Below are 25648 nucleotides of genomic sequence, written 5' to 3' on the forward strand. Positions count from 1 at the left end.
ATGCGAGCCGATCAGCCGTCCACCCTCGAGGCCCCGCAGCCTCCGGTGCCGCGCACACCCCAGCTCCGGCCGGGGTCCCAAAGCGCCCTGCGGCGGCGGAACAGCCAACGGGTCCTGCAGGCGCTGATGTTACGCGGCCCGCTTACCCAGGCCGAACTGTCCCGGCAAACGGGGCTGTCCACCGCCACGGTCTCCAACATCGTCAAGGCGATGGCCGACGACGGACTGGTCAGCACCGCGCCCACCACGAGTTCCGGCCGCCGCGCCCTGTCGGTCCTGCTCGATGGCCGTGGCGCGGTTGCCGTCGGAGTGGATTTCGGCCGCCGGCACGTGCACGTGGTGCTGGTCAGCCTCGACCACCGGGTGCTCGCCGAAGGCGCCGTCGAATTGCCGCTCGGCCACGGGGCCGAGCAGGGCATCGACACCGCCGCCCGGCTGGCGCAGCGGCTGTTGGATGAAAACTCCGTTTCCCCCCGGGCCGTGATCGGGGTGGGCGCAGGCATACCGGGCCCGATCGACCGGAGGACCGGCACCGTGATCCACGGTGCCATCCTGCCCGAATGGGTGGGCATCAACCTGCTGGCCCGCCTGCGGGAGAGGTTCGGCACCGACGTCTTCGTGGACAACGACGCAAATCTGGGCGCCCTCGCCCAAGTCAGCTGGGGCCCCTACCAGCACGCGCAGAACCTGGTCTTCCTGAAGATCGGATCCGGGATCGGGGCCGGCCTGGTCCTCAACGGCAAGCTCTATTACGGCCATGTGGGCGTCACGGGCGAGGTAGGCCATGCCACGGTCGCCGAACACGGCATCATCTGCCGGTGCGGCAACCGCGGGTGCCTGGAGACGGTGGCCTCCACCTCCACCATGATCGATCTGCTCAGCCGCGGCCGCGGCGAGCCCATCGGCACCGAGGACATCGTCCGGATCGCACTGGAGGGCGACCCGGCCGTCCTGCGCGTGATCGATGATGCGGGCCTGGCCGTGGGACGCGCCCTCGCCAACGTCTGCAACCTGCTCAATCCCGAGGTCATCGTGGTCGGCGGTTCGCTGACGGGCCTCGGCAGCATCCTGCTGGACCCGATACGGCGCGGGCTGCTGCGCCACGCGGTTCCGGTCGTCGGAGAATCCACGGAGTTGGCGATGTCCACCTTGGGCAGCCGGGCCGAGGCGTTGGGCGCTGCGACGCTGGTGCTTCAACAGGCCGAACTCCCCGTCGCCTAAGCACGGACGGGACCCTCCCGGGATCGTGTTTGCGTTCAACTCTTGACGACAAGGTGTGTGACGGAGTTAACTTCGGTACTAAGCCACACATCCGTGTGCGGGTCTTGCCGACCCCGTGGCCATGACTGCTGATTGATGGAGGCGTTTATGCGACGCAAATCTTTGCTCGCCGGCGTTGCGGCCGCGGGTTTGCTCCTGTCCGCGTGCGGCGGCGGAAGCGCGGTGGACGAAGCCAACCCTGAGGAAGCGTCGGGGTCGGTAGGAGTCTTCACTTGGTGGGCGGACGGTTCCGAGAAGGTCGGGCTGGATGCGCTGGTGGAAATCTTCACCGAACAGTATCCGGAGCTGAAGTTCGACAACCTTGCCGTCGCCGGCGGCGCCGGCAGCCAGGCCAAGAGCGTGCTGGCGGCCAACCTGAAGTCGGGCAATCCGCCGGACTCGTTCCAGGCGCATGCCGGCGCCGAGCTGCAGGACTACATCGCCGCCGACCAGCTGGAGGACCTGACTTCCTTCTACGAGGACGCCCAGCTCAACGAGGCGTTCCCCCAGGACCTGCTGGACCGGCTGACCGTTGAGGGCAAGATCTACTCCGTGCCGTCGAATATCCACCGGGCCAACGTGGTGTGGGCCAACGTGGACGTGTTGGAGGACGCCGGCCTGGATCCGAACAGCCCGCCGGCCGATCTCGACGCCTGGTTCGCGGACATGGACAAGATCAAGGAGGCGGGGAAGACCCCGCTGGCCGTGGCCGGCACCTGGACCCAGGTCCAGCTGTTCGAGAACATCCTGCTCGCCACCCTTGGCGCCGAGGGCTACAACGGGCTCTGGGACGGCACCACCGACTGGTCCGGCCCCGACGTGACCGAGGCGATCGAGAACTACAAGAAGACCCTCAGCTACACCAACTCCGACCGTGACACCCTCAGCGACTGGGGTCCTGCCACCCAGCTGGTGGAGGACGGCGCCGCCGCCTACAACGTGATGGGCGACTGGGCCGAAGCCAAGTTCGCGCAGGACGGCAAGAAGCCCGGTGAGGACTACGTCTACTTCCCCACCCCGGGCACCGACGGCATCTTCGACTTCCTGGCCGATTCATTCACGCTGCCCAAGGGTGCTCCCAACCCGGCCGGTGCCGAGGCCTGGCTGACCACCATCTCCAGCGTTGAGGGCCAGCAGGCATTCAACGCGGCAAAGGGCTCCATCCCGGCCCGCACCGACGTGCCGTCCGACGAGTTCGGCGAATACCAGCAGAGCGCCATCGAGGACTTCTCGTCCGACACCATCGTGTCCTCGCTGGCCCACGGCGCCGCCGTGCCGGTGGCCTGGCTGAACGAGCTGAGCACCGCCGTCAGCAAGTTCGGCGGCCCGCAGGACGTGGCTGCCCTGCAGGAATCCTTGGCGTCCATCGCCGAGAAGTTCATGCAGTAGCCAGGACGCCCCGGAAGGGCGGGCGCGGCACCACCACCGCGCCCGCCCTTCCATGTCACACCGGCGTGTACGGCGGCACTAGGAGAAGTCCATGTTCAAGAAAGTGAAGACCTGGGGACCGGGGCTGGCCCTGATCGCCCCTACCCTCATCCTGCTGGCGGTCTTCGTCTACGCGTTGATCGCGGAAAACGTCCGCATCTCGATGACCAACCAGCACACGGCCCGGCCGTCGTCGGAATTCGTCGGCCTGGAGAACTACCTCCGGCTGTTCGGGGACGCAGATTTCCAGCACGCACTGCGCAACCTGCTCCTGCTGACGGTGGTGTTCCTGGCCGGCACGCTGATCTTCGGCTTCCTCTGGGCCTGGATCCTGGAGCGGCCCGGCGCCGGCGAGGGGCTGTTCCGCTCGGTCTACCTCTTCCCGATGGCGGTGTCCTTCATCGCCTCGGGCGTGGTCTGGCGCTGGCTGCTGTCAAGCCTGCAGACCAGCGAGCCCGGCGGTGAGCGTGCCACAGGGTTGAACCGGCTGCTGGACAGCACGGGGCTCGGCTTCCTGCAGAACAGCTGGTGGTCCGATCCCAACTGGGGCATTGCCGCCATCGCCGTGCCGGCCATCTGGCAGCTCTCCGGCTACGTGATGGCCCTGTTCCTGGCCGGATTCCGCGGCATCCCGGAAGAACTGCGCGAGGCGGCGCGGATCGACGGCTGCAGCGAGTGGAAGCTCTACCGTCACGTGATCTTTCCGCAGCTGAGCCCGGTGATGCTCTCGGCTGTCATCATCATCGGCCATATGTCGTTGAAGCTGTTCGACCTGATCCGGGCGATCGTTCCCGACGCCAATACCTACGACATCCAGGTCCCGGCCACCATGATGTGGGTCAAGTACATCGGCAGCGACTACGCCGACTCGGCCGCCATCGGCACCATCATGCTGGTGCTGGTCGCGCTGGTGGTCGTCCCGTACCTCGTCTACACCTCACGGCAGGAGAAGCGCTGATGGCCACTGCAACTGTCCCGCCACCCGTCGAGGTTGCCCGGCCCCGGCCGGCGGCTCCCCGCACCGGCCGGCAGAGGATGAACCGGACGCTCAAATACTCCATCCTGCTGCTCTTCGTGTTTGTGGTGCTGATTCCGGCCTACGTCCTGTTCATTACCAGTTTCAAGGGCCCGTCCGACGCCGATCCCTCCACCGCGTGGCTCTTCCCGACGACGTGGGAAACCGCGGGCTGGGCCAAGGCCTGGGACACCCTGGGCCCGGCGTTGGGCCGCACCTTCGCCATGGTCATCCCCGCCTCGATCATCTCGGCCCTGCTCGGATCGATGAACGGGTTCGTGCTCTCCCGCTGGCGCTTCCCCTACGCCAACGTGGTCTTCACCCTCATCCTGTTCGGCATGTTCATCCCGTACCAGGCCGTGATGATCCCGCTGACCCAGCTGATGCAGGGTCTCGGGGTGCCCAACGGCATCCCCTCGCTGCTGGTGCTGCACATCGTTTACGGCCTGCCGATCTGCACCCTGATCTTCCGCAACTACTACGAATCCGTGCCGGCCGAGCTGATCGAAGCGGCGCGCATGGACGGAGCCGGGCTGCTGCGCACCTACGCCTCGGTGATCCTGCCGGTCTCCGCCCCGGGCTTCGTGGTGGTGCTCATCTGGCAGTTCACCTCCGCCTGGAACGACTACCTGTTCGCGGCGTTCTTCTCCTCCGGCTCCAACGGCCCGGTCACCATCGCGCTGAGCTTCCTGGCCGGCGGACAGCTGACCGACTACGCCGCGTCGATGGCCGGCGCGCTGATCGCCTCGCTGCCCACGCTGCTGGTCTACATCATCCTGGGCAAGTACTTCGTCGGCGGCCTGATGAGCGGTTCCGTCAAGGGCTGAGCGGCTCCCCCAACAACACCTGGCGCCTGCCTCCCCGGGGGAAGCAGGCGCCAGGTGTTGTTGTGATCGGGCCTAGATGTTGTGGCTGCCGCCCTCGCCGCGGCGGGTGTCGTCGGCAGCCCGGGCGCCGTCGTTGCGCGCGTCATCGACATGCCGGCCGCCGTCGTCGCCGTACCCCGCGGCCGCGTCTACACCGCGGTCGGGGTCGGCGTCGCCGCGGTGGGCGCCGCCGTCGTGCTTGCGGTCTTTCCGGGCGTCCCGGTCCTTGGTGTTGACGTCGGGGTCCAGGTCATCGGCGCGGCGCAACTGCTCTTCGCTCTCCTGCCGGATTCCCTGGGCGTCGGCCTGCCGCTGCTCGGCAGCCTGGCGCAGGCGGTCGGCTTCAATCTTGGCACGCTCGGCCTCGACGTCCGCCCGCTGGGCCTCGGCCTGCGCCTGGGTGGCGTCCGCCTGGCGTTCCCGCGCCTCCACCGAGGACACCTGCGCGTTCTGCCGCAACTCCGCTGCCTCCCTGCGGTTCTCCTCCTGCTTCTCGAACTTCCGCTTGGTGTTCCGCTTTTGCGCAAAGAAGACAATGACTCCGATGATGATCAGGAGTACAACTATCGCGATGATGATTCCGACGATCATGCCTGTATCCATGGTGCGGGCTCCTCCTCGTTGTGAATTACTGAGCCTGCTTACTTTGTACCATCGATAGGTCCACATCGGTAGGGCAGCGAGGCGCGCGTCAGGACGGGACAAAGGGCAATCGGTGCCCATGGACGTCCCGGCCGCCGGCCGCCAAGATGGAGCCATGGGACAACCGCCCCGGATCGTCACCCCGCCCTGCGCCCGGCCCGGCGCCCCGGATCCGCGCGCAGCCACCGGCCGGACGCTGCGCTGGGGCGTGGTCGCCACCGGGACCATCGCCACCCGGGTTACCGAGGACATCGCCCGGCTGGAGGATGCCGTGCTGCAGGCGGTCAGTTCCCGCAACCAGGCCAACGCGGTGGCCTTCCAACGGCGTTTCGGCTTCGCGACCGCCTATTTCGACGGCGACGCCGGCAAGGGCTACGACCAGCTTTTCGCCGACCCGGACGTCGACGTGGTCTACGTGGCCACTCCGCACGGCCAGCATTACGAGATCGCGGGACGGGCGCTGCAGGCCGGCAAGCACGTGCTGTGCGAAAAGTCCCTGACCATCAACGCCCGGGAAGCCCTGGAGCTGACGGAACTGGCGGCCGCGCGGGGACTGTTCCTGATGGAGGCGGTCTGGACGCGCTTCCTGCCGATCATCAACCGCGTCTGGGACATCCTCGCGTCTGGCGAACTCGGCGAGGTCCGCTGGCTGCAGGCCGACCTCGGATTTCCGGCGGTCTACGACCCGGCCGCCCGGCTGTGGAATCCGGCAGCCGGCGGCGGAGCGCTGCTGGACCTGGCGGTCTATCCGCTGACCTGGGCGCTGGGGACCTTGGGTTTCCCGCAGACGGTGGCCGCCTCCGGCCATGTCAACGACGACGGCATCGACGCGCAGAACGCCATGACGCTCAGCTACCGTTCGGGTGCCCAGGCGCAGCTCGCGTGTTCGTTGCAGGCCGCCTCGCCGCGCACGGCCACCGTCGCCTGCACCGGCGGGTGGCTCCGCAGCAACGCGCCGCTGCATAACCCCACCGAGCTGGCGGTCCAACCGCATTTGGGCCAGCCCCGGGTGGAAACCTTCCCGAGCGTCGGCCGCGGCTACGTTTTCGAGCTGCGTGAAGTCACCCGCTGCGTCCAGTCCGGCCTGCAGCAGAGCCCCACCATGCCCTGGGCGGACACCGTGGACACCATGCGGCTCTTCGACGGGGTCCGCGCCCAGCTGGGGGTCAGCTATGCCAATGACCGTGCGGTGCCGGTGACGGACTGAGCCGAAGAGCAGCGGCCGACACGGCGGCAGCGGACCGGCCCGGACAGCACGACGGCGGACGGCGCACCTTCCCGCGGGAGGTGCGCCGTCCGCCGTCGCAACGGGTGGCTGCTGCCGGACGGGCGCCCGGCGCGGCCTACTTCTTTTCGGTCAGCGTGGCCACGATGCTGTTCAGCGTGGCCGACGGGCGCATGACCTCAGCGGCCTTGGCCGCATCCGGCCGGTAGTAGCCGTCCAGGTCCACCGGGGATCCCTGCACGGCATTGAGCTCGCCGACGATGGCCCCTTCGTTCTGGGCCAGCTCGGAGGCAATGCCGGAGAAGGCCGCGGCCAGCTCGGCGTCGGCGGTCTGGTTGGCCAGTTCCTGCGCCCAGTAAAGGGCCAGGTAGAAGTGGCTGCCGCGGTTGTCCAGCTCGCCGGCCTTGCGCTTGGGCGACTTGTTTTCCAGCAGGAACGTGCCCGTGGCGGCGTCCAGCGTGTCGGCCAGGATCTGCGCGCGGGCGTTGCCCGTGGAGGTGGCCAGGTGCTCGAAGGACACGGCCAGGGCCAGGAACTCGCCGAGCGAATCCCAGCGCAGGTGGTTCTCGGCCAGCAGCTGCTGGACGTGCTTCGGAGCGGAGCCGCCGGCACCTGTCTCGAACAGGCCGCCGCCGTTGATCAGCGGGACGATCGAGAGCATCTTGGCGCTCGTGCCGAGCTCCAGGATCGGGAACAGGTCCGTGAGGTAGTCGCGCAGCACGTTTCCGGTCACCGAGATGGTGTCCTCGCCCTTGCGGAGGCGCTCCAGGGTGAAGGCGGTGGCCTTCTCCGGGGCCATGATCTCGATCTGCAGGCCGTCGGTGTCGTGGTCCTTGAGGTACTCGTTCACCTTGGCGATCAGGTTGGCGTCGTGGGCGCGGGTTTCGTCGAGCCAGAACACGGCAGGGGTCTGGCTGGCGCGGGCGCGGGTGACGGCCAGTTTCACCCAGTCGCGGATCGGCAGGTCCTTGGTCTGGCAGGCGCGCCAGATATCGTTCGGGAACACCTGGTGCTCGATGAGCACGGTGCCGGCCCCGTCGACTACCTGCACGGTGCCGGCGGTCTGGATCTCGAACGTCTTGTCGTGGCTGCCGTATTCCTCCGCCGCCTGGGCCATCAGGCCGACGTTGGGGACGGTGCCCATGGTGGTCGGATCGTAGGCACCGTTGGCGCGGCAGTCGTCGATAACCACCTGGTAGATCCCGGCGTAGGAGCTGTCCGGCAGCACTGCCAGCGTGTCGGCTTCCTGGCCGTCCGGCCCCCACATGTGGCCGGAGGTGCGGATCATGGCCGGCATCGAGGCGTCCACGATCACGTCCGAGGGAACGTGGAGGTTGGTGATGCCCTTGTCGGAGTCCACCATGGCGATGGCCGGGCCCTCGTCCAGGCCCTTGTCGATCAGTTCCTGGACGCCCTTGCGGTCTTCGGGGTCCAGCGCCGCCAGCCCGTTCAGGATGGCGGCCAGGCCGTTGTTCGGGCTCAGGCCGGCAGCGGCCAGCTTGTCGCCGTAGGTTGCGAACAGCTCGGAGAAGTAGGCCTTGACCACGTGGCCGAAGATGATCGGGTCGGAGACCTTCATCATGGTGGCCTTCAGGTGCGCCGAGAAGAGCACGCCTTCTTCCTTGGCGCGGGCCACCTGGGCCGCCAGGAATTCGTCCAGCGCCGCGGCGCGCATGACGGTGCCGTCGATGACCTCGCCGACCAGCACCGGGAAGGCCTCCTTCAGGACCGTGACGGTACCGTCCTCGGCCACCAGCTGGATCTTGATCTTGTCGTCGGCCGGCATGACGACCGACTTCTCGTTGGAGCGGAAGTCATCGGCGCCCATGGTGGCCACGTTCGTCTTGGAGTCGGCGGTCCAGGCGCCCATGCTGTGCGGGTTCTGGCGCGCGTAGTTCTTCACCGACAGGGGCGCGCGGCGGTCCGAGTTGCCCTCGCGCAGCACCGGGTTGACCGCCGAGCCCTTGATCTTGTCGTAGCGGGCGCGGATGTCCTTCTCCTCGTCGGAGGACGGATCGTCCGGGTAGTCGGGCAGCGCGTAGCCGTGGCCCTGCAGCTCCTTGATGGCAGCCTTCAGCTGCGGCACGGAGGCGCTGATGTTCGGCAGCTTGATGATATTGGCTTCCGGCTGCTTGGCCAGTTCGCCCAGTTCGGCCAGGGCGTCGCCGATCCGCTGCTCGGGGGTGAGGTAGTCGCCGAAGACGGCGATGATACGGCCGGCGAGCGAGATGTCGCGGGTCTCCACTTCCACACCAGCCGTGGAGGCGTAGGCCTCAACGATCGGCAAGAACGAATAGGTGGCCAGCATCGGCGCTTCGTCGGTGTGGGTATAGATAATCTTGGCCATGGGTGAGGCGTCTCCCTGCAAAAGTGGGTCTCTTTGGTTACTCAACTCCTCCAATTTACCCGAGGAGGGCAGCCGGGCGCCGGTTGAAGACGCGCACACCGCAGATCGCGAGGACGACGGGAAGCCGCCGTGCCGCAGAAGCCACACGCGTCCGGACCGGTCCCGCGCCCGGCACGACGGCGGTGCACCGACTCCCGAGGGGCGCGACGCCTGGCGGCCGGTGCCGGGCACGCAGGTTCCCTTGAACCTGCGCCCCCGGCACCCTGCCGGCAAGGATTTTCGCCCGTTGACGAGGCCCCGCTGCCCAGCGGGGGGACCGGTCAGTGGAAGAAGTGGCGTGCCCCGGTGAAGTACATGGTGATGCCGGCGGCGTCTGCCGCTGCCACCACTTCTTCGTCCCGGACCGAACCGCCGGGCTGCACTACGGCACGGATGCCGGCATCGAGGAGGATCTGCAAGCCGTCGGCGAACGGGAAGAACGCGTCCGATGCCGCCACGGCACCGCGGGCCCGCTCGGGCGCCCCGGAGCCCTGCACATTGGCCGCTCCCCCGGCAGCGTCCGCCCCGCCGTCGACCGCCACGCCGAGCGTATTGGCCCGCTCGACGGCCAGGCGGCAGGAATCCAGCCGGTTAACCTGGCCCATGCCGATGCCCACCGCGGCGCGGTTGGCCGCGACCAGGATGGCGTTGGACTTCGCGGCCCGGACAGCGCGCCACGCGAAGGCCAGATCCGCCAAGGTCCCCTCGTCGGCGGCCTCGCCGGCGGCCAACGTCCAGTTGGCAGGGTCGTCGCCGTCGGCGTCGATCCGGTCGGAGGCCTGCAGCAGCATGCCGCCGGAGACCTGCTTGTACTCGACCGTGTCCCGGGCAAAGCCGTCCGGCAGGACCAGCAGCCGGATGTTCTTCTTCTTCGACAGGATCTCGACGGCCTCCGGCTCGAAGCCCGGGGCGACAACCACCTCGGTGAAGATGTCCTTGACGGTGTTGGCCATGCCCGCGGTCACCGTGCGGTTTGCGGCGATGACGCCGCCGAATGCGGACACGGGGTCGGTCGCGTGGGCCTTCGCATGCGCATCCGCAATGGGATCGGCGGCGCCCGGGGACGCGACGGCGATGCCGCAGGGGTTGGCGTGCTTGACCACCGCGACGGCCGGCTCGGCGAAGTCGAAGGCCGCGCGCACGGCGGCGTCGGCGTCGACGTAGTTGTTGAAGCTCATGGCCTTGCCGTGCAACTGTTCGGCCTGCGCGATGCCCGGCTCGGCGCCGGTCTCCGCATACAGCGCGGCGGCCTGGTGCGGGTTCTCGCCGTAGCGCAGCGACTCCGAGCGCTCCAGTGCCAGGCCGGCGTACGGCGGGAGCGCCGGCGCCGCCTCGACGGCCTCGGCGTCGTCGCCGAACTGCTCGGCGGTCCACTTGGCCACGGCGGTGTCATAAGCGGCGGTGTGGGCGAAGGCCAACGACGCCAGCCGGCGGCGGGTCTTCAGGTCGAATCCGCCGGAACCCGCCGCCTTCACCACGTCCGCGTACGAGGCGGGATCCACCACGACCGCCACGGACGGATGATTCTTCGCCGCGGCCCGCACCATCGAAGGGCCGCCGATGTCGATCTGCTCCACGACCTCGTCCTGGCTGGCGCCGGACCGCACGGTCTGCACGAACGGGTAGAGGTTGACCACCACGAGGTCGAAGGGCTCGATCTCGAGGTCGGTGAGCTGCCGGACATGGTCATCGAGGCGGCGGTCGGCCAGGATGCCGGCGTGAACGCGCGGGTGCAGCGTCTTGACCCGGCCGTCCAGGCACTCGGGGAAGCCGGTGATTTCGGAAACCTCGGTGACGGGGATGCCTGCGGCGGCGATCTTCTTGGCCGTCGAGCCGGTGGAAACGATGCCGACCCCGGCGCTGTGCAGGCCTTCCGCCAGCTCCTCCAGCCCGGTCTTGTCGTACACCGAGATCAACGCGCGGCGGATGGGAACACGGTCAAGCTGCTTCAGGCTCACACAAATCTCCAAGGAAGAATGGATTCGGGGATGCTCCAAGTCTAGCGTCGGGCTACTGCCGGGCACCGAGTGTGAAGCGGATCCGCGGTGTGGGTAACCTCATGGGGACATACAAAGGAGAACAGCACAACATGTCGGCACCGATGACTGAGGACGCGGCACTGCGGATCGGTCGTTTTTCGCTCGTGGTCTGGCTGCTGGGTCTCCTGGTTCTGTGCGGCGCGCTCGGCTTCGCCGTCCCCCGGCTGCTGCCTCACCTTTTCACCGCCGCGGCCGCCACGGGTGCTGACCCCGGTCCGGCGGACGGACCGGCGGCAGGGAACGCAGCGGATCCGGCGCCCGGCGCCGGGGAAGCGACCGGCACGGCGTCGGCGGCGGCCGGGGAGGGAACCGTGGCAGAAGCCGGCGGCCCCGGCAGCTATGCAGGATCCGGCAACGCGGTCCTCGGCTACCAGCGGCCGGCCGGTTACGACGGTCCGTTCGAGATCGTCATCGACAGCGGCGTGGATGCCAGCGTAGCCGTGGACGACCCGGAGAACCCCGACTGGCCGGTCCACTTCCTCTACAAGTCCGGCGACCGGGACGAACCCTCGGCCGGTCTCCTGGCCACCGCGCGGGAAGAATTTTCACTGCATGTCGAGGCGGACGGCGACTGGCGCCTGGAGGTCCGCCCGGTCGCTTACGCCGTACCGGAAGACGGTAGGGTCGCCGGCTCCGGCCCTGCCCTGGTGCGCTACGAGGGCGATGAGGTACTGGCCGAATTCACCTACACCGGTGACGCCAACATCGCCGTCTACACCTGGCAGGAATCGCGTCGAAACCTGGTGGTCAACAAGATCGGCACCAGCACCACACGGTTCTCCTGGCAGCCGTACCCGGTGACGTATTTCCTGGTGGACACCAGCGAGGGCAGCTGGAGCCTGGACATCGGGCGCTGAGAACTGCGCCAAACCCGCGGCCAAAGCGCCCAGTCCCTGCAACTGTGCCTAAAGTAGAGCCAGATCCCGATCCGTTCCTTAAGGGGAGAGACCATGTCTTTTGCTGAAACGCTTGACCAAGCGTTCAAGGCCCGCATCCCCGTGCTGTATGTCGAAAGCCATGAAGAAGCACGCGTGCACGCCGAAGTGCTCAAGTGCGCCGCCGCGCTGCGCACCCCGCGCCCCGTCTGGACGTGGAACGCCAGCAGCGGGCTCCTCTCCCCCAGCGACGGCCAGCAGTCCAACACCACGGCCCCGGCGCGTGCCCTGGACCGGGTGCTCGGCGCGCACGATCCGGGCGTCTTCATCTTCTTCGACCTGCACGCCTACTTCGGCACCGACCAGCGCCCGGCGGACCCCGAGGTGGTCCGGAAGGTCCGCGAGGTCTCTGCCGCCTTCCGGCAGGGCACCACCGGTCGGGTGCTGATCATCGTCGCCCCGGTGCTGCGCATTCCGCCCGAACTGGACAAGGCCGTCACGTTGGTCGACTTTCCGCTGCCCAGTCATGACGAAATCAAGGCCATGCTGGCGCACATGATCAGCCAGAATTCCGACGGCGGACGGATTAAGGTCAGCCTGGGTGAAGCCGACCAGGAGAACATGGTGCAGGCGGCCCTGGGCCTGACCATGGCCGAAGCCGAGAACGCCTTCGCGCGGGCGATGGTCGACGACGGCGAGCTGACCGCGCACGACGTGCACGTGGTGCTGGACGAGAAGCGCCAGACCATCCGCAAGTCCGGGCTGCTGGACTACGTGGACGTGAACATCAGCCTGGACGAGGTCGGCGGGCTGAACAACCTCAAGCGGTGGCTGGCCAAGCGAAAGGGATCCTGGCTGGATGCCGCTGCCGACTTCGGCCTGCCCGCGCCCAAGGGCGTGCTGATCACCGGCGTGCCCGGCTGCGGCAAGTCCCTAACGGCCAAGGCGATGGCGTCGGCCTGGGGGCTGCCGTTGCTGCGGATGGACATCGGCCGGGTCTTTTCCGGCCTGGTCGGCTCCAGCGAACAGAACATGCGCAACGCCATCGCCACCGCCGAAGCCATCTCGCCGGCGATCCTGTGGATCGATGAGATCGAAAAGGGTTTCTCCGGCACCAGCGGCGAGGGGGATTCCGGAACCTCCGCCCGCGTGTTCGCCTCGTTCCTGACCTGGATGCAGGAAAAGCGCCATCCGGTTTTCGTGGTCGCCACCGCCAACAACATCGACCGGCTGCCCCCGGAGTTCATGCGCAAGGGCAGGTTCGACGAAATTTTCTTCGTCGATCTGCCCAGCGACGCCGAACGCCGGGTGATTTGGCAGATCCAGATGGCCGGCAAGGGCACCGCCGCCAACCAGCTGCACGCCGTCGCCAACGATCCGGCCGCCGTCGGACTCCTCGCCGATGCCTCGGAAAACTATTCCGGTGCGGAAATCGAACAGGCGGTCGTCGCCGCGCTTTTCGATGCCTATGCCGAAGACCGCCCGGTCCGCCTGAACGACCTGCAGCGGGCCGTCGCCAACATGATTCCGTTGGCCATCACGCAGGCCGAGGAAGTGGGCGCCATCCGGCAGTGGGCTGCCTTGCGTGCCGTCGGTGCCACCGGCAGCGAGGATCTGGACGCGGACATTCGACAGCCGATCGACCCGGCGCCACCTGCCGGTGGCCTGCCCGCAGCAGCCGCCGGGCAGCCGGTACGCGGCGGCCGCACCGTGGACTTTTAGACAACACCCGACCTCCCCCGAAGGAAGAGCGATGGACCAGCAACAACTGATCGTCACGGTCAGGCCCGACGGCGCGGTATCGGCCGAGACCCGCAACATCTTCGGCGCCGAGTGCCTGGAATACATCACGGTTTTGGAGGATCTGCTGGAGGCCGAGAGCGTCTCCAGCTCCTACACGGAGGACTACCACCGCACCGCCGTCACCACCAGCGACTACGTCCACAATGAGTCCGCAGACCGATAGCCCCGGAGCGCCCGGCCAGCCGCGCGGCCCGGCCCCGGAGCCCCGCATCCACAACGGCTGCGCTCCGGCGCCGGCCGATGCCGGCCTCATTCGGCACGCGCGGTTCCTCCCGGCCACCGAGGCCGAGGGACCGGGCCGGCGGGCCGCGCTCTGGCTGCAAGGCTGCTCCATCCGGTGTCCCGGCTGCTTCAACCCCCACCTGTGGGCCGCCCACGGGGCAGAGCTCGTCCCGACCCGGCAATTCGCCGCCGATCTCGTCGACCAGGCGGTGGCGGCGGGCGCCGAAGGCCTGACCCTGCTGGGCGGCGAACCCTTTGAACAGGCGGCGGCCAGCGCCGTCGTCGCGCGCGCTTTCCAGGCCGCCGGCCTGTCCGTGATGACGTTCACCGGCTACCTGCACCGTGACCTGCGGCGCTGGGCCGCGGACCGCGAAGACATTGCCGGGCTGCTCGCTGCCACCGACCTGCTCGCGGACGGACCGTACCTGAGGGACCGGCCGGAACTGCACCGGCCCTGGATCGGTTCAACCAACCAGGGCCTGACCGCGCTGACCGGCCGCTACCGCAACCTGCTGGAAGACATTCAGGCACAGCCCGACCGGATCGAGATCCGGGTCGCGGCCGACGGCACCGTCGGCCTGAACGGCTGGGCCACCGACGACCAATTGGACGCCCTGCTGGCGGACCTGGGCGCCCGGGCCGACCGCCCGGCCGCCCGCCGCAGCCCGCTCGCCCCCGCCACCATGCCCCGCCCGGTTCCGGCCGGCGCCGAACCAGGAGAAACCCCATGAGTGTTTCCGTTCTGCTGATCCCCGCGGCCATCGCCGCCGTCGCCACGGTCAATGCCGCCCTCGAGGGCAGGGCCAAGAGCCGTACCGCGGACACGGTGCCGGAGATTGCTGCCGTGCCCCAAATCCAGGTGCAAACCCGGATGCGGGACCTGAACCTGCTGCAGGCTGCCCTAGAAGATACGCAGGCGAAGGTTTCCCGTGTCACCGAGGCCTCCCTCGAGGCGGACTGGGCAGACGTGGCGGCGGTCTTCGAACGCGACGCCGACGGCATTTGGCAGGTCCACTTCAGCGGTGAAGACGTCGACCGGCGGCGCGCGGCCGAGATCGTCCAGGCGATCGACGCCGCGTACGCGCGCCAAGTCCAGCAGGCGGTGCTGCAGAAGCTGCGGGAACGCGCGCACACCGCCGGCCTGGAGCTCGCATCGGAGAGGGTCGAGGAAGACCAGAGCGTCACCATGGTCCTGAATGTCCGCCGCTGACTCTCCCGCCGCCCTCGCGGGCCGGACCGGAACACCGCCCATTCCCTGGCTGGGTGTCGCCAGCCTGTGGCTGCTGCTGCCGCTGCTCGGCCTCGGGGTGGGCTGGGCCGGCTTCGTGATCATCGGCCTGCTGGCGCGCCGCGCCGCCTGGCTGTCCGCCGGCGGCCTCTATTTGGTGGCACTGCTGGTTTCGCTGTTCATGAACGAAGAGGCCGGCCCGACGGCCCGGCTCCTGCTCTGGGCCATCAGCTCACTGCATGCGCTGGGCATCAATCAGGCCTGGCTGCGCAACCGCTGGAACCAGGCGTCCCGCTCCTCCGGCAGCGCGTGGAGTGCCCTCGTCCGCCGGACTCCAGCGGGCACCGGAATGGACAGCACGACGGCGATGCCCACCGCCGCTGCCATGTTCCGCCGTCGTCCCCGTTCCGCCTCGCCACTTGCAGGGACTGCTCCGGCCCCCGCGGGGGCCGCGGCCGATCTCCTCAACGACCCCGGGCTCGACGCGGCAAGCTACTACGCCCAATCCGGCAGACCGGGAGCAGGCGCGTCTTCTGCGCTGCCGGGCGAGCCCGTGGACGTGAACTCGGCACCGGCGGCGGCCCTGCAGAAGCTGCCAGGGATCAGCAGGCACAAGGCGCGCAAGGCCGTGCGGTTGCGCCTGGAGCGTGGGCCCTTCCGCACCGTGGCGGACTTCGCCGCCGCTTTGGATGTGCGGGATCCAGAGCTCGCACGGTTGAACCGGTTGGTGGTCTGCAAGCTTCCGCCGGCCAAACCGGTGCCGTTTGGAAGGTCGGTGGATTACTGATGTCTTCGGCCCAACCGAGCCTGATGTGGAATCTGCGCCAGAGCCTCTGGCTGCTGGTCCCCTTGGGAACCTTCGGGTTCCTGGGCGGAGCTGCCTTGCTGGTGGTCGGTTCGCGGGCGGGGCGGCCGCTGTGGTGGATCCTCGGTCTGGTCCACCTCACCCTCACGGCCGTGGCCATAGCCCTGGTCGACGGCACCGGCGTGCAGGAAGAAATCGCCACGTGGCTGCTCCTGGCATGCTGGCTGGCCGGCAGCAGCTTCGCTCTGGCCATCAACCCCGAATACCTGCGCTTCAAGTGGGACCGGGACCGCGGCGCGGCCCGTCCTTCCCGCACCTCGGGGTCAACAACACGGGCGCGCTCCGGCAGCCAGCTGAACTCCCGCGGTCGGTCGCGCAACCGGTCCGGCTCGGGCAGCCCCAGGTCCGCGCACCGTAGCCGTGCCGGTTCCCGCAAGGGCGCCCCGGCACCCGGAGCCGACACTGGCGGGGAACCCCGGGCGGCCCGGCCGGACGCGCCAGGTTTGGCCGGACCACTTGGCCGGCAGGCTGGAGCTCCGGCGGCTGCCTCACGGGCGACGGCCGATGCCGCGTTCGAACCGGTAGATGTGAATGCGGCCACCGCCCGCGAACTCGAAACGCTGCCCGGATTCTCGCGTGCGCTTGCCAAAAAGGCCGTCCAGGTCAGGGAAAAGCGCGGCGGGTTCACCTCTGAACAGGACTTCGCCGCCGCCCTGGACCTGCCACCGCACATCTTCCAGCGGCTGCGCGGCCGCATCGCCTGCCGGCGCCTGCCGCAGGCACCGCCGTCGTTCGGACGCGTAGTGGATTACTGACGCGGTACCTGGGCAACTTCCGGGACCCCGGGCAGCATTGGCGCTCCGTTAGTCAGCACTCTGCGCGCTCGGGGCCGAAACCGCGGACTGCGCCGAGACCGGCGAGGGCGCGCTCTGGGCCGAGACCGGGCTGGCGGGTGACTGCGCCGAGACCGGCGACGGCGCGCTCTGGGCCGAGACCGGGCTGGTCGGGCTCTCGGCCGTAGCGGCGGAGGCCGCTGTCTTCACATCCTGCCTGTCCAGATTCACCGCAGTCGGGGACACGCTGCTGCTCACGACGGGGGCAACTGCCGGTGCTTCCGGCGCCTGGACGATGCCCGGGCCCAGATCCTGGCTTCCGAACCCGGAGTCCGCGACGGCGGCACCGGCACCGATTGCCATGATGCCGAGGGTTCCGGTCGCGATCCACAAAGTGCGCTTGTTCATGTTGATGCCTTTCATCCTGCGGTGAGGTGCTGATGAATCAACAATGCACGCCGACCGTGAGACGTTCAGGAGAACTCCATGAGAACGTTCTCATCTGCCGCCCGCGACTAAAGTATCCATAGCTACTCCCTGGAAGGCCACGAATGACGCAGACCGCTCACCTGCCCACCGGCGACCAAATCGTGCAGGAACTCCCCTGGCGCTGGCGGGTGCAGGGCAAGATCTTCCTGCTTGGCGGCCTCGGCTTCATGTTCGACGCGTGGGACGTCACGCTCAACGGCGTCCTGATCCCGCTGCTGTCTGACCACTGGGACCTCGTTCCGGCGCAGGCCGCGTGGATCGGCACCGCGAACCTCATCGGCATGGCCCTGGGCGCCTTCATCTGGGGATCGATTGCCGACATCATCGGCCGTAAGACGGCGTTCACTGCCACGTTGCTGGTCTTCTCGCTCTTCACGGTCCTCGGAGCCTTCGCCCCAGACCTCGTCTGGTTCTGCGTTTTCCGGTTCATTGCGGGCTTTGGACTTGGCGGTTGTGTCCCCGTGGACTATGCGCTGGTCGGCGAATTCACGCCGCGGCGGCTTCGCGGGCGGGTCCTTACTGCCATGGACGGCTGGTGGCCGGTCGGGGCCGCGCTCTGCGGCGTCGTCTCGGCCCTCATCATGGCCACCGTGGCCGATTGGCGATTCACTATGCTGATCATGGTGCTGCCGGCGCTGCTTGTCTTCTGGGTCCGCCGGTCGGTGCCCGAATCCCCGCTCTATCTGGTCAGCCGGGGCCGCACGGCGGAGGCCGAGCAGGTTATCAACAGCATGATCGAGCGAACCGGCGCAACAGTTCGCGACTGGCGGCTGCCTGAACCGAGCGAGGCGCCGCGCCTGTCGGCCGTCAACGTCCTGGAGCAGTTCCGCGCGGTCTGGAAATTCAACTGGAAAATTACGACGGCGGCGTGGGCTTTGTTCTTCAGCATTCTGCTGGTCTACTACCTTGCCCTGACTTGGATGCCGATCATCCTCATCGACGCCGGGTTCGCCGCAGCGCGGGCCTTCCTGACCACGGCGGGCATGGCCGCCGTGGGCTTGGTGGGCGTCATCATCGCCGCCTACTTCGTCGAGAAGACCGGGCGCAAGTGGATCCTAGCCATCACCGGGCCGTTGTCCGCACTGACGCTGGTCGTCGTCGCGCTTCTGATCGATGTCCCCGCGGCGGTGGTGGCTCTGCTGCTGGCCTACGGCATGATCGTGCAGATTGCCATCCCCGTGCTGTACACCTACGTCTCCGAGCTCTACCCTACGGAGCTGCGCGGGTCGGGCTTCGGCTGGGCATCGACGTTCTCCCGCGTCGGCGCGGGCTTCGGCCCACTCATCTTCGCCTCGGTCATGTGGCCCTACCTCGGGCTGGCCTGGTCCTTCGCCATCGCCGGAGTCCTGGTGCTGCTCGCCGTGTTGTGGATGGCGCGCTTTTCTCCCGAGACCAAGGGCGCCGAACTTCTCTAGTGCAAAGCCCCGCCCCGCCCCGCAGACGGCAGTGCGCCCTTCCGCCATCAGGCGGAAGGGCGCACGTGGCTAGGAGCCGACCGGGGTCTACTCCGGGATCTCGGCGTCCGGCGTCTCTTCGACAGACACCATCGACCACGCGCCGTCGGCGTAGTTGGCAGTCACTGTCAGAGTGGTTCCGTCCGAATCCCATTCCTTGGTCTCGACGGTCTGGCCGTCCTTGTCCAGGGTGGTACGGGCATCTTCCATGAACGGAACGACTGCGCTCAGGTTGCCTTCGTCGTCCTTGGCCTTAGCCAACGCCACGACGTTCAGCGCCTTCGGCTGGCCGCCGGCAATCCAGCCGCCGTCCGCGTAAACAGCCTCGAGGGCGTCAGCTTCTGCCATGCAGCCTGTGCAATCCGCGGCAACTTCACGCATCAGATCTGCATCACCGGTCTGGACCGCGTAATTCTTGGCGTCAAAGTAGTAGTACGTGAAGGAGGCCAGGCCTTCGGCCGAATCCTCGGCCATCCGGTCGTTCTTCTCCGGAGTCCGCACATTCTGCGCCGGCGCTTCGGTGGTAGCTGCTACCGGTTTGTTGCTGTCGGCTGGCTTGTCGGTACCGGCCTCGCTGCCACAGCCGACAAGCGCAATCGCCGCCACGGCCATCACGGCGCCGGACATCATCAACTTCTTCATGCTCTCCCCTGGAATAACGGTATGCGAGGGCCGACTGCCGCTCGTCTCGGTGGCGTCAGCACCGTCACATACCCTATCCGCGGGTCGGCCGCATATTCTGAAAAAACTGCTTCAAGTGCTGCATGTCACAACACGTAATTGGCTCCTGGCTAACAGCCCGCACCCTCGGGATTCTCCAGGCAATTATCTGCGTAGTTATTGACCACTGAACGCCAGACGCTGATTGCAACAGGTGCTGAACGGAAATCAGCAGTGTTGGGAATTGGGATCTCTTGGCCGCCATTCACAGAGTAATAACCCCTGAAAGTAGTAGTCAGGAGGATCTGAAAGTCCCCCGTCTGTTGGTAGATGTGGCTCGTCGCCGTCTGCTCGCCCCAACGCTCGAGCGGCACCGGTCCGCCTGGAGTTGTGACCGGGCCAAACCCGCTCCCGTCCCCGTAAGTCCATGCATAGCCCACGGGCTCAACCCTGATAACAACTTCTTGTCCGAGCATATTGAGTTCAAAGATCTGCTCCTGGGCCACAGCGTAGATATTTGTGTTAGCTCCTCTCAGTGTGTGCTCATTCGGTTGGAGTAAGACCTCCCCAGCTATCACCGGCCGTTGCTCAAACTGATGCTGGATTTGCCCCGCGATTTCTTCCATGATGTCCGCAGGCTCATCCGCATACACACAAACATTGCCACCGAATGCGACCCAGTCACTTGTGTCGGTTCCTCGAAGGCCTCGGTACCATTGCACAAGTTGGGGCTGGTCACCTTCTGTGCAGCGCGCGGTACGAGCCACGCATCCAGGTGAGATGTGGGCTTTGTCTTCTAAACACAGAGGCCGAAACTGGTAAGCAAATGGGTCAGTAGATGACGCGTAATTCTCGCTTGACCACACACCCATGCCTGGGTGGAAATACCACGACGACGCTTGAGCACCACCACTACCCAGCCCAACTCCATCTTTGCGATCCGCCCATACAGTGTCCCCTAAAACCATCAGGCCTATCAATGCGGCAAACAGCGCACCTATTGTCCTGGCTGCGTCTCCTCGAAAATCAGGCATCTCACTAGCTGGCCATCAGTTCAACGACTTCAGCAGTCCACGCGCCACTTGAATAGGTCGCTTCCATCATCAACAGCGAGTCATGTGATTCAGTGGAATTGTTCAAAGTTCCGTCAGGACGATAGAAATCCAACTCTTCCTGTGAAAAGTGCAGAACTATTTGATACCTCTCATCCACTGTCTCCTGAAAGGTAGTTTGAGACGTCAGCAGTTCCACTTTTCCACCGTCAATCCAATGTCCGTCTGACATCCAATCGTCAACGGTTGTCACTACTTGTTGACATATGGTGCACCGCTCACCACTAATGGTATCCAACGGTATGACGTCTCCTGATTCGTATGCGTACGAAACAACGTCGAGCCAGTGCTTACCGAAGGCGGTAAGTCCCTTTTTCGACTTCTCCGAGGCGGCTTTCGGGAGTTTTGGCACCGGCACATTTTCCGCCGGGCCTTCCTCGGTTGCAGGTTTGTAAGTCGGCGCGGGTGACGGGGTTGGAACCGGCGGCGGAGTCTGACTGGCTGGAGTAGAAGTAGCGGACGGAGCGGAGGGCTCGGCCCCGGCAGAGCCGGTGCAGCCCGATAGGGCGAGGGCAGCCGCTGCGAGGAGCGGGGCAAGGACACGGGCAGCGCGCGTTCCTGCTGAGAGTGGTAGCTGCTCGCTCACTCAGACCCCCCGGTGCTGGTCGGCTAGACGCTAGGTGCGTGCCAGTCTAGCCAGACGCCTCCGCGGATGCGGAGGTTTTCCACAGGTTTGGTCTGCAGCACGTCGAAACGTCAGCCGTCCCTTGACAACACTCTCCCTATTCTCGGTGTTGGGAAGGAGAAGCGAGCCGGAGCACCCCGACGAGACACCGACGTCGTTGTTGAGCCGAGGCTAGGCGAAGTTGGCGAGGGTTTGCACCAGAAGTTGGCGTTCCTCAACCTTGATCCGTTCGTGGAGGGATTCTTCAGTGTCGTCGTCGAGCACCGGCACCGCGGCCTGGGCGAGAATGGGTCCCGTATCGACCCCGGAATCGACCAGATGCACTGTCACGCCGGTGATCTTGACCCCGTGGGCAAGGGCATCGCGCACGCCGTGGGCGCCGGGGAACGAGGGCAACAGCGCCGGATGGGTATTGAGCAGCCGCCCCTCGAAGCGGGCAACAAATACGGCGTCGAGGATGCGCATGAACCCTGCCAGCAGCACCACGTCCGGTTGGAAGGCGGCGGTAGCTTCTTCCAACGCCCGGTTCCATTCCGGCCGGGCGGCGAAGTCTCCGGGAGCCACGCTGAACGTCTCAATGCCCGCAGCGGCGGCACGTTCCAGGCCGCGGCAGCCGGGCACGTCGCTGCCCACGGCCACGATCTCGGCGTTCAGGCGACCGTCGCCGATAGCGTCGATGACGGCCTGAAGATTGGTGCCGGAGCCGGAAACGAGGACCACAATGCGCATGGAAGCAACTTTATGCGTCCCTCTCGCCTAGGCTTAAACCCATGTTGCAGAACACGCGCCCGGCGCCGACCGAGGAACAGACCAAGTCGGCGGGGCTTTTCATCCGTGTGCTGCTGCTGCTACTGGCTTCCACGTTCCTGGCGACGGCGCTCCCGCTCCCCTGGAAGGCCGTGGCTCCCGCGCTTGCCGTGGCCAGCATTGTGGTGGCCGTGATCGGACTCGTCAAAGCGGTGCGCGCCGGCCTGCCGGGATCGCTCCGGCTTACCTATGTGCTGGGTGTCGGTGCTGGCGGCTTCTTCCTGCTGACCACGCTGGCGCAAGTGCTTTTCTGGCCGCTGACGGCCGAGTTCGAGGCCTGCAACCAGATGGCCGTTACGCAGTCAGCCCGCGAAGAATGCCTGGCCGCCTATGAAGACGAGCTGCTGAACCTGAACGATCTGCTGAGGCCGTAGGTTACTTCCGGCTGCGGGATTTGGCCGGCTCGCGTTCCAGCCAAGGGGCCACCGCGTAGCCGAGCATCGTGCCGACGGCGACTTCGCCCGCCACCCAGAGGGCGGTCGAGATCGGATCGGGTCCGATCTCCGTCAACCGTCCGATCCCCAGCGAACCGTTGGACAGCCACACCAACCCGGCGGTCACGGCCCCGGCGACAGCACCGACGAACAGGCCCAAAACCACGGTGGAGCCTGATGCGGTGAACCAGCGGGCTTGGATCTTGATGGAGAGCCACTCGTCGAAATGGTTCTCGCCCTCGCGCAGGAACCACCATCCGGCCAGCACCCCGGCAAGCACGGGCAAGGCCAGGGCCGCGAGGCCATAGGACAGCTCCCCCGTGGGCAGCGCCCCCAGCACCGGGAACGCGGGCATCGGGCCCACCGTGGTGGCCAGCGGACCGATTGAACTGCCCGAGCCGATAGCAAAGCCGGCCCCCGAGGACCATGCCAGCGTCCACACCACGAGGTTCGGGACCAGCCCAAGCTGCGCCACCGTGAGCACTGCGCCGCCGATAATGCCCGCGCCGAGCTGTTCGTAAATTTCCACGATTTCGGCCCAGTGCAGTCCGAGATCCACGGCGAGCAGCAAGGCCGAGAGGGACACCGCGGCCGTCACCGCCAGCAGCCCCGCGCGGACCGCCGCCCAGACGTAAGATCCCGCCCAGCGTGAGTGCTGGCTGGTGCGGGCGACCCAGGCCGCTGCATCCACGCCGATCAAGCGCCCCCACGATCCGGCCTCCCGGTACGCGCCGACAATCAGCCCGGCACCGGCGGGCAGCAGCGGGATGAGCGCGCCGGCCACAGTGGAAATATCCACTTCGTCGGTGCGCACCATGTAGGCGGTTGCGGCTCCCGCCGCCGCGTACGTTCCCAGCGCGCCGCCCAGCGCCTGCCACAGTTGGTCGGTGTACGAGGCCCTCGCCAAGCGCCGTCCGGCGCGCCAGGAGAGGAAGAACGGAACGAGCATGAGTCCCAGCGGCACCAGAGATAACGTGCCGCGCAGGGTTTCCGCCGAACTGGAGCCGGTCTGGATGGCCAGTTCCAGCGGGACGCCGTGGATCAGCAGCCATGCCTGGCCTCCGAGCCGCGCCAGCGAATCGAAGCTGCGGTCGTCGAAGCCGTCCGCGAACCACACACCTACCAGCGGCAGCAGCACCAGGATGGCCGAGAGCAGGGCGCACTGAAAGAACTCGAAGACACCCTGCAGCCACAGGGGCATCGGCAGTCCGGCCTGGCCTTCCGGTCGCGACGTGAGTTTCATTGCTTCTATCGTGCCAGCCCGGCTGCCCCTGTCCGTTCAGCGACTCGGTGCCGTGGCAATTGGCACACGGCGCGCTCGAGCGGACCCTGCCGACGCAGCGGGTGCCGGGCTGGGCTTTGGCAGCGGGTTCGAGTCGCTGCAGTTTCCCCGCGCTTGTTGCTGGAGCACCAGCTCACGAGACGTTAGTGTGGGGGCACCCGAAGCAGAGGAGAGCCCCGTGGGCAAGGTGGTCATGTACAGCTCGGTGTCGGTGGATGGCTTCGTCGCGGACGAGGATGACCAGCCCGGACCTCTGTTCGACTGGTTGTCCAACGGCGACGTCCCGTTGGACGAGAGTGGCGAGTTGAACGTGTCGCAGACGTCCTACGACTACACGCGGCCGTACTGGGACCAGATCGGGGTGACACTGGTCGGCCGCCACGTCTTCGACCTGACGGACGGCTGGGACGGGAAGCCTCCGAGCGGGGTCGACCACGTGGTCGTCGTGACGCACCGGCCGGAGCCCGAGGGCTGGGACCCCGAGGCGCCGTTTCACTTCGTCGACGGCGTCGAGGCAGCCATGGCCAAGGCGCAAGAGCTTGCGGGTGACCGCATCATCGAGGTCGCCGCCGGTGACGTCGGTGGCCAGATGCTTGCCGCGGGCCTGGTCGACGAGGTTCGCATGGACGTCGTACCCGTCGTGTTCGGGTCCGGCAAGCGCTACTTCGGGTCGGTCCACGCACAGCACCTGCTGGAGGATCCCGACGTAGTGATTCAGGGCAACCGGGTGCTTCACGTGCGCTATCAAGTGCGCCGCTGATGGGCCTCAACGCCTCTCACCCCGCAGCCACGCTCCCAGCGGCGCGCCGCTCTCCCCCACCGCAACTCGGAACGGCCCGCTTTGTCCGGGAAACTCATACTGCTTCGAGAGTCGGGCTCAACAATGGAATGGGCGGCCGGATGACATTGACATCAATCCGGCCGCCCCGCAGGCGGATATTTGCTCAACGAAAATTCAACGCAGGAAACCAAATTCCGCGGACTCTTTCCGTGGCTCCGCCAGTCTGCAAGAACCGTGTTTCAACGATTCTTTCGGCATCGGCATTCCGTACGCCTCTAGACCGCAGCACCGCAAGGGCTGTCGATTTGAGGGACGGTGTTGGTTACCGGTGTGTTAGCGCTTGCGCCGCTTGGGAACGGTTTCGTTCTCCAGGACCGCCTTTTCGCGCTTTTCGGCACGCTTTTCTTTGATGCTTCTGCCTTGTTTCTTTGCACTCTCGCGTGACGGCGTTTTACCTGACATTCGTGCTCCTCTTTCTCAAGCGGGATGTCTTGCTAAAGACCATACCCGCTTTGGGAAATAAAGCCAGCCCCCTATTCCTGCTCCCCGGAATACCGGAAAAGGCCCGGATTCAGGCCATCAAGTCCGCCAGCCCCTTGGCCAATGCACCCGCAGCTCCCAGAAAGGCAAGCACGACTACTGCGGTCCTGGCGTGCTCGTCCCGCAGCCGCCGTCCGAGCCGTTCGCCGGCAACGATGCCCATGATGATCGAAAGCACAATCACCGCCCACATCCACCAGTCCAACTGCGGCACGCTGCCCGGGTCCACCGCCAGCTTCGCGCCCACGGTGATGATGCACAGCTGCAGGAAGAATGGCTGCAGCGTCGCAGCGAACCGGCGCGGCGGCCAGTGGGACAGAATGGCGTACGCGCTGACGGTGGGGCCACCCACGCCGGCGAGCGCGTTGGTCAGCCCGGAGCCGAAACCCGCGAGCACCTTGGGCAACTGCCCGGAAACGGTGACATCGGCACGGCCCAACACCACCGCCACGGCCAGCCCCGCCATCACCACCCCGCCCACCACGGCGGAGAGCACTGCGGGCGCGACCTGCACCGCAAGCCAGGAACCGAAAACCGTGCCGGCGGCGGCCGGGACGGACAACCACAGCAGCAGGTTCCAGTCAATCTCCTGCCAGACCCGGGGCACGATCAGCCCGCAGGAGACGACGGCGCAAATGTTGATCATCATGATGCCCTCGTGCGGCCCGAGCAGGATCGCCAGGATCGGCGCCACCAGCAGCGCGAACCCGATGCCCGCGATGCGCTGGGCCACCGAACCGAAGAAGATTGCGCCGGTGATCAGCGCCAGGAGTCCCATGGTCACCCGACCACCCTCCCAGAGTGGAGTTAGGCCGCCGTTCACCGACACGATCACAC

The 25648-nt window shown here is 66.9% G+C and carries 26 protein-coding genes; 15 read left to right on the top strand and 11 right to left on the bottom strand.

Annotation, left to right across the window (positions count from 1 at the left end; translation table 11 throughout):
- The 4 genes from AC5RVG_RS14820 to AC5RVG_RS14835 all read left to right on the top strand — a co-directional run bounded on the left by AC5RVG_RS14820 (window position 1) and on the right by AC5RVG_RS14835 (window position 4530).
- The gene (locus AC5RVG_RS14820; protein WP_494014424.1) at window positions 1-1221 is read left to right on the top strand and encodes an ROK family transcriptional regulator; all 1221 of its coding nucleotides are present in this window, start codon (window positions 1-3) and stop codon (window positions 1219-1221) included.
- Window positions 1222-1368: 147 nt separating this feature from the next.
- Complete coding sequence (locus AC5RVG_RS14825) at window positions 1369-2649, top strand: ABC transporter substrate-binding protein (protein ID WP_494014425.1); 1281 nt, start codon at window positions 1369-1371, stop codon at window positions 2647-2649.
- A 91-nt stretch (window positions 2650-2740) separates the two neighbouring features.
- Window positions 2741-3646: a carbohydrate ABC transporter permease gene (locus AC5RVG_RS14830; protein ID WP_494014426.1), complete on the top strand. Its 906-nt coding sequence runs from the start codon at window positions 2741-2743 to the stop codon at window positions 3644-3646.
- Window positions 3646-4530: a carbohydrate ABC transporter permease gene (locus AC5RVG_RS14835; protein ID WP_494014427.1), complete on the top strand. Its 885-nt coding sequence runs from the start codon at window positions 3646-3648 to the stop codon at window positions 4528-4530. Before AC5RVG_RS14830 ends, AC5RVG_RS14835 begins: the two co-directional genes overlap by 1 nt.
- Window positions 4531-4602: 72 nt before the next feature.
- Here the strand turns inward: AC5RVG_RS14835 and AC5RVG_RS14840 are convergent, their stop codons facing one another.
- A complete protein-coding gene (locus AC5RVG_RS14840) occupies window positions 4603-5172 on the bottom strand; it encodes a hypothetical protein (protein ID WP_494014428.1) in 570 nt (189 codons plus the stop codon).
- 154 nt (window positions 5173-5326) lie between these two features.
- Here AC5RVG_RS14840 and AC5RVG_RS14845 point away from each other — a divergent pair, with 154 nt between their 5' ends.
- A complete protein-coding gene (locus tag AC5RVG_RS14845; RefSeq protein ID WP_494014429.1) occupies window positions 5327-6418 on the top strand; it encodes a Gfo/Idh/MocA family protein in 1092 nt (363 codons plus the stop codon).
- A 136-nt stretch (window positions 6419-6554) separates the two neighbouring features.
- On the opposite strand, the gene AC5RVG_RS14850 is transcribed toward AC5RVG_RS14845, so the two are convergent.
- Both AC5RVG_RS14850 and purH read right to left on the bottom strand, forming a co-directional pair.
- Window positions 6555-8783 (bottom strand): NADP-dependent isocitrate dehydrogenase, encoded by a 2229-nt coding sequence (locus AC5RVG_RS14850; protein ID WP_494014430.1) that lies wholly within the window; start codon window positions 8781-8783, stop codon window positions 6555-6557.
- 320 nt (window positions 8784-9103) lie between these two features.
- Window positions 9104-10780: a bifunctional phosphoribosylaminoimidazolecarboxamide formyltransferase/IMP cyclohydrolase gene (gene purH / locus AC5RVG_RS14855; RefSeq protein WP_494014431.1), complete on the bottom strand. Its 1677-nt coding sequence runs from the start codon at window positions 10778-10780 to the stop codon at window positions 9104-9106.
- A 131-nt stretch (window positions 10781-10911) separates the two neighbouring features.
- Between purH and AC5RVG_RS14860 the strand changes: the two genes are divergently transcribed.
- From AC5RVG_RS14860 to AC5RVG_RS14890, 7 genes are all read left to right on the top strand, one after another.
- On the top strand, window positions 10912-11718 hold the full coding sequence (locus AC5RVG_RS14860; RefSeq protein ID WP_494014432.1) for a hypothetical protein: 807 nt from the start codon (window positions 10912-10914) through the stop codon (window positions 11716-11718).
- 93 nt (window positions 11719-11811) lie between these two features.
- On the top strand, window positions 11812-13458 hold the full coding sequence (locus tag AC5RVG_RS14865) for an AAA family ATPase (RefSeq protein WP_494014433.1): 1647 nt from the start codon (window positions 11812-11814) through the stop codon (window positions 13456-13458).
- A gap of 31 nt (window positions 13459-13489) precedes the next feature.
- The gene (locus AC5RVG_RS14870) at window positions 13490-13702 is read left to right on the top strand and encodes a DUF2997 domain-containing protein (RefSeq protein WP_494014434.1); all 213 of its coding nucleotides are present in this window, start codon (window positions 13490-13492) and stop codon (window positions 13700-13702) included.
- Window positions 13683-14492 (top strand): 4Fe-4S single cluster domain-containing protein, encoded by an 810-nt coding sequence (locus tag AC5RVG_RS14875; protein ID WP_494014435.1) that lies wholly within the window; start codon window positions 13683-13685, stop codon window positions 14490-14492. Before AC5RVG_RS14870 ends, AC5RVG_RS14875 begins: the two co-directional genes overlap by 20 nt.
- A complete protein-coding gene (locus AC5RVG_RS14880) occupies window positions 14489-14971 on the top strand; it encodes a hypothetical protein (RefSeq protein ID WP_494001529.1) in 483 nt (160 codons plus the stop codon). Before AC5RVG_RS14875 ends, AC5RVG_RS14880 begins: the two co-directional genes overlap by 4 nt.
- The gene (locus AC5RVG_RS14885; RefSeq protein WP_494014436.1) at window positions 14958-15776 is read left to right on the top strand and encodes a ComEA family DNA-binding protein; all 819 of its coding nucleotides are present in this window, start codon (window positions 14958-14960) and stop codon (window positions 15774-15776) included. Before AC5RVG_RS14880 ends, AC5RVG_RS14885 begins: the two co-directional genes overlap by 14 nt.
- Entirely contained in the window at window positions 15776-16609 is an 834-nt protein-coding gene (locus tag AC5RVG_RS14890; protein ID WP_494014437.1) for a ComEA family DNA-binding protein, read from the top strand. Before AC5RVG_RS14885 ends, AC5RVG_RS14890 begins: the two co-directional genes overlap by 1 nt.
- 48 nt (window positions 16610-16657) lie before the next feature.
- On the opposite strand, the gene AC5RVG_RS14895 is transcribed toward AC5RVG_RS14890, so the two are convergent.
- Window positions 16658-17035, bottom strand: a complete 378-nt coding sequence (locus tag AC5RVG_RS14895; RefSeq protein WP_494014438.1) for a hypothetical protein — start codon at window positions 17033-17035, stop codon at window positions 16658-16660.
- 143 nt (window positions 17036-17178) lie between these two features.
- Between AC5RVG_RS14895 and AC5RVG_RS14900 the strand changes: the two genes are divergently transcribed.
- Window positions 17179-18531, top strand: coding sequence for an MFS transporter (locus AC5RVG_RS14900; RefSeq protein WP_494014439.1), 1353 nt, complete (start codon window positions 17179-17181; stop codon window positions 18529-18531).
- 87 nt (window positions 18532-18618) lie between these two features.
- Here the strand turns inward: AC5RVG_RS14900 and AC5RVG_RS14905 are convergent, their stop codons facing one another.
- From AC5RVG_RS14905 to purN, 4 genes are all read right to left on the bottom strand, one after another.
- Window positions 18619-19212: a DUF6318 family protein gene (locus AC5RVG_RS14905; protein ID WP_494014440.1), complete on the bottom strand. Its 594-nt coding sequence runs from the start codon at window positions 19210-19212 to the stop codon at window positions 18619-18621.
- A 149-nt stretch (window positions 19213-19361) separates the two neighbouring features.
- Window positions 19362-19856, bottom strand: coding sequence for a hypothetical protein (locus AC5RVG_RS14910; RefSeq protein WP_494014441.1), 495 nt, complete (start codon window positions 19854-19856; stop codon window positions 19362-19364).
- Window positions 19857-20268: 412 nt separating this feature from the next.
- Entirely contained in the window at window positions 20269-20928 is a 660-nt protein-coding gene (locus AC5RVG_RS14915; protein WP_494014442.1) for a DUF6318 family protein, read from the bottom strand.
- Window positions 20929-21138: 210 nt separating this feature from the next.
- A complete protein-coding gene (gene purN / locus AC5RVG_RS14920) occupies window positions 21139-21696 on the bottom strand; it encodes a phosphoribosylglycinamide formyltransferase (protein WP_494014443.1) in 558 nt (185 codons plus the stop codon).
- A gap of 41 nt (window positions 21697-21737) precedes the next feature.
- Between purN and AC5RVG_RS14925 the strand changes: the two genes are divergently transcribed.
- Entirely contained in the window at window positions 21738-22148 is a 411-nt protein-coding gene (locus tag AC5RVG_RS14925; protein ID WP_494001537.1) for a hypothetical protein, read from the top strand.
- Window position 22149: 1 nt separating this feature from the next.
- Here the strand turns inward: AC5RVG_RS14925 and AC5RVG_RS14930 are convergent, their stop codons facing one another.
- Window positions 22150-23451, bottom strand: coding sequence for a cell division protein PerM (locus tag AC5RVG_RS14930; protein ID WP_494014444.1), 1302 nt, complete (start codon window positions 23449-23451; stop codon window positions 22150-22152).
- Window positions 23452-23668: 217 nt separating this feature from the next.
- On the opposite strand from AC5RVG_RS14930, the gene AC5RVG_RS14935 reads away from it, so the two are divergent.
- Window positions 23669-24250, top strand: coding sequence for a dihydrofolate reductase family protein (locus tag AC5RVG_RS14935; RefSeq protein ID WP_494014445.1), 582 nt, complete (start codon window positions 23669-23671; stop codon window positions 24248-24250).
- Between the two features lie 354 nt (window positions 24251-24604).
- Here the strand turns inward: AC5RVG_RS14935 and AC5RVG_RS14940 are convergent, their stop codons facing one another.
- On the bottom strand, window positions 24605-24733 hold the full coding sequence (locus tag AC5RVG_RS14940; protein ID WP_493978854.1) for a hypothetical protein: 129 nt from the start codon (window positions 24731-24733) through the stop codon (window positions 24605-24607).
- Between the two features lie 109 nt (window positions 24734-24842).
- A complete protein-coding gene (locus AC5RVG_RS14945; RefSeq protein ID WP_494014572.1) occupies window positions 24843-25589 on the bottom strand; it encodes a sulfite exporter TauE/SafE family protein in 747 nt (248 codons plus the stop codon).
- Window positions 25590-25648 lie beyond the last annotated feature (59 nt).

The sequence above is a fragment of the Arthrobacter senegalensis genome, from assembly GCF_059091765.1.

Excerpts from the sequence above, each read along its gene's own strand:
- AC5RVG_RS14820 (WP_494014424.1), top strand. The coding sequence starts at position 1 with ATGCGAGCCGATCAGCCGTCCACCCTCGAGGCCCCGCAGCCTCCGGTG.
- AC5RVG_RS14825 (WP_494014425.1), top strand. The coding sequence starts at position 1,369 with ATGCGACGCAAATCTTTGCTCGCCGGCGTTGCGGCCGCGGGTTTGCTC.
- AC5RVG_RS14830 (WP_494014426.1), top strand. The coding sequence starts at position 2,741 with ATGTTCAAGAAAGTGAAGACCTGGGGACCGGGGCTGGCCCTGATCGCC.
- AC5RVG_RS14835 (WP_494014427.1), top strand. The coding sequence starts at position 3,646 with ATGGCCACTGCAACTGTCCCGCCACCCGTCGAGGTTGCCCGGCCCCGG.
- AC5RVG_RS14840 (WP_494014428.1), bottom strand. The coding sequence starts at position 5,172 with ATGGATACAGGCATGATCGTCGGAATCATCATCGCGATAGTTGTACTC.
- AC5RVG_RS14845 (WP_494014429.1), top strand. The coding sequence starts at position 5,327 with ATGGGACAACCGCCCCGGATCGTCACCCCGCCCTGCGCCCGGCCCGGC.
- AC5RVG_RS14850 (WP_494014430.1), bottom strand. The coding sequence starts at position 8,783 with ATGGCCAAGATTATCTATACCCACACCGACGAAGCGCCGATGCTGGCC.
- AC5RVG_RS14860 (WP_494014432.1), top strand. The coding sequence starts at position 10,912 with ATGTCGGCACCGATGACTGAGGACGCGGCACTGCGGATCGGTCGTTTT.
- AC5RVG_RS14865 (WP_494014433.1), top strand. The coding sequence starts at position 11,812 with ATGTCTTTTGCTGAAACGCTTGACCAAGCGTTCAAGGCCCGCATCCCC.
- AC5RVG_RS14870 (WP_494014434.1), top strand. The coding sequence starts at position 13,490 with ATGGACCAGCAACAACTGATCGTCACGGTCAGGCCCGACGGCGCGGTA.
- AC5RVG_RS14875 (WP_494014435.1), top strand. The coding sequence starts at position 13,683 with ATGAGTCCGCAGACCGATAGCCCCGGAGCGCCCGGCCAGCCGCGCGGC.
- AC5RVG_RS14880 (WP_494001529.1), top strand. The coding sequence starts at position 14,489 with ATGAGTGTTTCCGTTCTGCTGATCCCCGCGGCCATCGCCGCCGTCGCC.
- AC5RVG_RS14885 (WP_494014436.1), top strand. The coding sequence starts at position 14,958 with ATGTCCGCCGCTGACTCTCCCGCCGCCCTCGCGGGCCGGACCGGAACA.
- AC5RVG_RS14890 (WP_494014437.1), top strand. The coding sequence starts at position 15,776 with ATGTCTTCGGCCCAACCGAGCCTGATGTGGAATCTGCGCCAGAGCCTC.
- AC5RVG_RS14895 (WP_494014438.1), bottom strand. The coding sequence starts at position 17,035 with ATGAACAAGCGCACTTTGTGGATCGCGACCGGAACCCTCGGCATCATG.
- AC5RVG_RS14900 (WP_494014439.1), top strand. The coding sequence starts at position 17,179 with ATGACGCAGACCGCTCACCTGCCCACCGGCGACCAAATCGTGCAGGAA.
- AC5RVG_RS14905 (WP_494014440.1), bottom strand. The coding sequence starts at position 19,212 with ATGAAGAAGTTGATGATGTCCGGCGCCGTGATGGCCGTGGCGGCGATT.
- AC5RVG_RS14910 (WP_494014441.1), bottom strand. The coding sequence starts at position 19,856 with ATGGAAGAAATCGCGGGGCAAATCCAGCATCAGTTTGAGCAACGGCCG.
- purN (WP_494014443.1), bottom strand. The coding sequence starts at position 21,696 with ATGCGCATTGTGGTCCTCGTTTCCGGCTCCGGCACCAATCTTCAGGCC.
- AC5RVG_RS14925 (WP_494001537.1), top strand. The coding sequence starts at position 21,738 with ATGTTGCAGAACACGCGCCCGGCGCCGACCGAGGAACAGACCAAGTCG.
- AC5RVG_RS14930 (WP_494014444.1), bottom strand. The coding sequence starts at position 23,451 with ATGAAACTCACGTCGCGACCGGAAGGCCAGGCCGGACTGCCGATGCCC.
- AC5RVG_RS14940 (WP_493978854.1), bottom strand. The coding sequence starts at position 24,733 with ATGTCAGGTAAAACGCCGTCACGCGAGAGTGCAAAGAAACAAGGCAGA.
- AC5RVG_RS14945 (WP_494014572.1), bottom strand. The coding sequence starts at position 25,589 with ATGGGACTCCTGGCGCTGATCACCGGCGCAATCTTCTTCGGTTCGGTG.